We start from the raw sequence: 4,172 nt of genomic DNA on the forward strand, positions 1-4,172 counted from the left end.
TCTATTATGATGAAAAAATTCCTTTTTTTACTAGTACTAATAGCTATAACTATCATAAGTGCCTGTAGTAATGACGATGACAATAACAATCCTATCGATCAACTACCGCCCGCAACACAAAGTGGAAAACAAACCTTTGCTTGCCTTATTAATGGGGAAGCTTTTATACCTAGCCAATTTGGACAAGGACGACCTAGAGCTACGTATTTTTTTAAAGATAATGCTTATACATTAGGACTCTCTGGAGCAACCGGAGGAGGAACTAACTCGCAACTTATTGTTGTACAAGGATTAGATGTAGAAGCTCTAGAAGAAAAACAATACCAACTAGTTTCACAAATGAATCAAGCTTTTTCTGCTATTTATGACAAAGGTTCTTCGGGACAAGAAGGACATATCAATGCCATCACTTCAGAAACAAACCCAGGGACACTTATAATTACCAAATTCGATGAAGAGAGAGGTATTGTTGCAGGTACTTTCGAATTTACGGTACTTGATAAAGAGGGTAATGAGATCAAAATTACCGATGGCCGATTTGACTTATTCTATGAGTCTAATGTAACAGTTATATCCGACTGATAAACAATTTTTTACACCTACCCCACTCACATATTCATGTAACCTTTTTTAAAATCATTTTTACAATGAAACAGATTTCTATTGCCATTTTTGTAATGGCCTGGATCGCTATGTCCACAATCAAGGCACAAACTACAGACACAAGTGTAGCCAATGCCATTAACCATGCCTTTGCTCCCTTAGAAAAAAATCGTGTCCCACATGGGGTATTATTAGATTACGGTCTCGATTTTACAGACCTTAACAAATATAATGGGATCAATGTAAGTGGGGATCATATTAATCCTGCTTTGTATAGAGACATCTACAATACTATTGTTTCTTCTGCAATACAATCAGGGATATCGGGGGTGCAGAACCCCAAAGGCGAATACAGCAAATGGAAAAACCTGCAACAACAAAAAACGGCTATAAACACCAATACAAACACCAATATTGTATTGAGTGGTTTATACTTTAAATATTCCAAAATACGAACTAATGCACTTAGTCAAGGGGATATCCGAGTCATTAACAATAATACCCAATATGATGATGCCTATAGTGGCGGAGTATGGCAAAACCCTTATGAAACCAAAAATGCAGTTGCCATTGGTACACGGGTCTTAGAGATTAATACCCCTAAAGCCACGGTTTCACTCCCCACGTCTCTTTTATATTCTAACCAAAGAAGCACGATACAAAGCATTAAAATATCATGGGGAGAAGGACTATTTAGGTTTTATGACATCACCAATGGTAAAGAAATCTCATATACCTATCAACAACCAGGTATGAAAACATGGGATTTCCAGATCACTTTAACTAATGGGACAGTGTTACGTACCCGTTTAAAAGTTAACATTAAGAATGGTACGGGTGGTGTTCCCCCAAAAGCTAATCCTGCATGTGGAGAAAGCCGTCAAAAAATTACAGCCACCAGGGCATATAAAGGTAAAAAAGGAAGTGCTACATTACAGGTACTATATGGTAGTGATGATTGTAAAATGCGAAACCCTTTGATCATTGCCGAAGGATTGGATACTGGTTTACAGGCAGTATCTGGACGAATTGGAGATACAGATTATGAATCATTTGAAAACTCCTTAATACGATCTAATAGTTTTGAACTTCAAAGACTAATTAATCTTAATACCACAATTGATTATGACATTATCTATGTCAATTGGGATAATGGTACCGATTACCTGCAACGTAATGCTTTTGTGTTAGAAGAAGTGATTAAATGGGTGAATAGTCAAAAAGTAACAGGTAGTACTACATCAAATGTCATTATCGGGCAAAGTATGGGGGGATTAATCACCCGCTATGCCCTAAAAGATATGGAGAATCGTGGTGAGGATCACCAAACCAGTCTATATGTAAGTCATGATGCCCCACATCAGGGAGCACATATCCCACTAAGCGTGCAATATATGACACGACACCTTATTGACCGTTTTATTAGTACGCCGCTTTCTGGATTTCAAATTGATATTACAGAGGGAGGTGCTTCTGTAGAAGACCTAAGAGCATTACTTGATGCTCCTGCTGTGCGCCAACTGGTTTTTAATTATGTTAATGGTCGTTTTGAGGTAGACAATTCATTGTTTGATGATTTCCAGAAAGAACTACATGATATGGGCTATCCAGAACAAACTCGTAATATCGCTATTAGTAACGGAAATCATTGTGCCGAAAAACAACAAATCGCTCCCGGAGAACGCATTTTTAATCTTGACGGCAGGGCAAAATCAGAATGGCTTACGGATATTACGTTGGCTTTATATCCTTTACTTAATAGTGTAGTGACTAATTTTCTGACAATAGTAACAGAAGATGCTGGCTTTCTTTTAAATACACTGCCCGGTAAAAGTAAATTAACATTTGATTTTAGAGCCAATGCATATCCTGAATCCGGAACCAAAGAAGTCTACTTTGGACGTATTCGCTATACAAAAAAATTACTCTGGTTAATCGATATTGATAAAACAATCACACAAAAATCATTTAATTCACAGCCAGGTATTTTACCTATAGAAACCTATCCCGGTGGGGGTAACCCATTGTTTAACGCAGATTTGAATTTTGATGATGTAAACAATGCCTTAATTAATGTAGGGTTTAATGCTGATTTTAATCCTAATTTTAATTTTATCCCTGCTGCCAGTGCTCTGGATGTGGGTAGTGGGCGTATCCTATTAAATGCAGCCGATTATACCCGATCCTATTCGGTTAATAATGCTCCCACAAGCAGTCGCGCCATTCCCTTTACTAATTTTACCACTTCTTTTAATACTAGGGCAGTTAATGAACCTCATATCTCATTTAATAGATTAAATGGAGATTGGTTAGCAGAAGAAATGGATCGTGATGCTGATAGAGATATATTTGACTGTACTTTTGGATGTACAAATACAGTGATTTCTGGCTCGGATAGAGTGTGTACTACTGCAACCTTTAGTATGCCAGCCGGGGCAACAAATTATACGTGGACAATAACCGAAGGGGCTATCATAACAGGGAATGGTACGAATAGAATTGTAGTATCATCTAATAACAAAAATAGTACTGCCACATTATCGGTAGAAGTTACAACATCCTGTGGTCGCATAACTATCGAACGTACAATTCGTTTAGGGAAACCTCAGGTTCGTTCAATAACAGTGCCATCAATTTCTGTAGATCAAACTTCACCCCAAAGTGTAACATACAGGTTATCACGTTATATCGGAGTAGACACATATCGATTGGTTTCTAATCATCCCGATTTATTGATTGATTCAAAAAATGAGATTACTTTTCAGGATAGTAACTTTGTTTCACGACCTATCCTTTTTACTGTAAAAGCAGCAGGTTTGTACACAGCTACATTATATGTCACTAATACTTGTGGCACCTCTGAGTCAACATTCCTTGTATCAGCGCTAGGCTTTAATGACGGTAGTTTCTCAGAAGCTCCTTCAAATGATTTTAAAGGATCCATGAAAATTTTATACCCAAATCCAGCATCTGATCAGGTGACTATATTTTTAGATAATCTTAGTCAAAAGAAAATCTCAGAATTGCCTAAAGAAATAAGAGCAGTTACCATTATAGACCCGACCAGAAATGGAGCAACTGCTGTCAAAATTTCTCAGCATTCCAATAAGCTGACATTCCCAATTTATAATTTGAAACCTGGATTATACTTGGTGAAAATAGAAACGGAGTTTGGAATTCTTACAGAAAAACTCATTGTAGAATAACGCATATTATTCTTCATTATAGTGAGTGGGGAATCTTTTATAGGAATCCTACTCACTACTTTTTTTAAACCTGTTTATACATTATACAAATTATAAAAATGTAGTTCACCTCTGGATAGATCTTTTAAAATCTTCAAAAAATGATTATCTTATTTTCCAATAACCTTATCCTAGGAGAAAAATCTATTAGTGAAAGGCAGATTACCAGAAGATGAAAAAGACATCATTTTATTGAGCTTTAACGTTTTTAATTTGGTGTGAGATCAAAAAAAGAATCTCTTCCAAGATGTTTACCGTTTACTCTTGCTGAATTTTCAATTAAGCCTTTTTCTCCAATAGGGTAAAAGGAATAATCAAAAAAAC

2 protein-coding genes are annotated in these 4,172 nt (G+C 36.4%); both read left to right on the top strand.

Annotated elements, in window-relative coordinates; genetic code table 11:
• Positions 1–582 (top strand): hypothetical protein (locus F0000_RS26540; RefSeq protein ID WP_223148947.1); only part of this gene is annotated, 582 nt, incomplete at its 5' end.
• 65 nt (positions 583–647) lie between these two features.
• Complete coding sequence (locus F0000_RS26545) at positions 648–3,809, top strand: T9SS type A sorting domain-containing protein (RefSeq protein WP_149627724.1); 3,162 nt, start codon at positions 648–650, stop codon at positions 3,807–3,809.
• Positions 3,810–4,172 lie beyond the last annotated feature (363 nt).

It is taken from the genome of Aquimarina sp. RZ0 (assembly GCF_008370685.1).
Taxonomy (GTDB): Bacteria; Bacteroidota; Bacteroidia; order Flavobacteriales; family Flavobacteriaceae; genus Aquimarina.

Coding starts and splice junctions, on each gene's coding strand:
- F0000_RS26545 (WP_149627724.1), top strand. CDS start 648: ATGAAACAGATTTCTATTGCCATTTTTGTAATGGCCTGGATCGCTATG.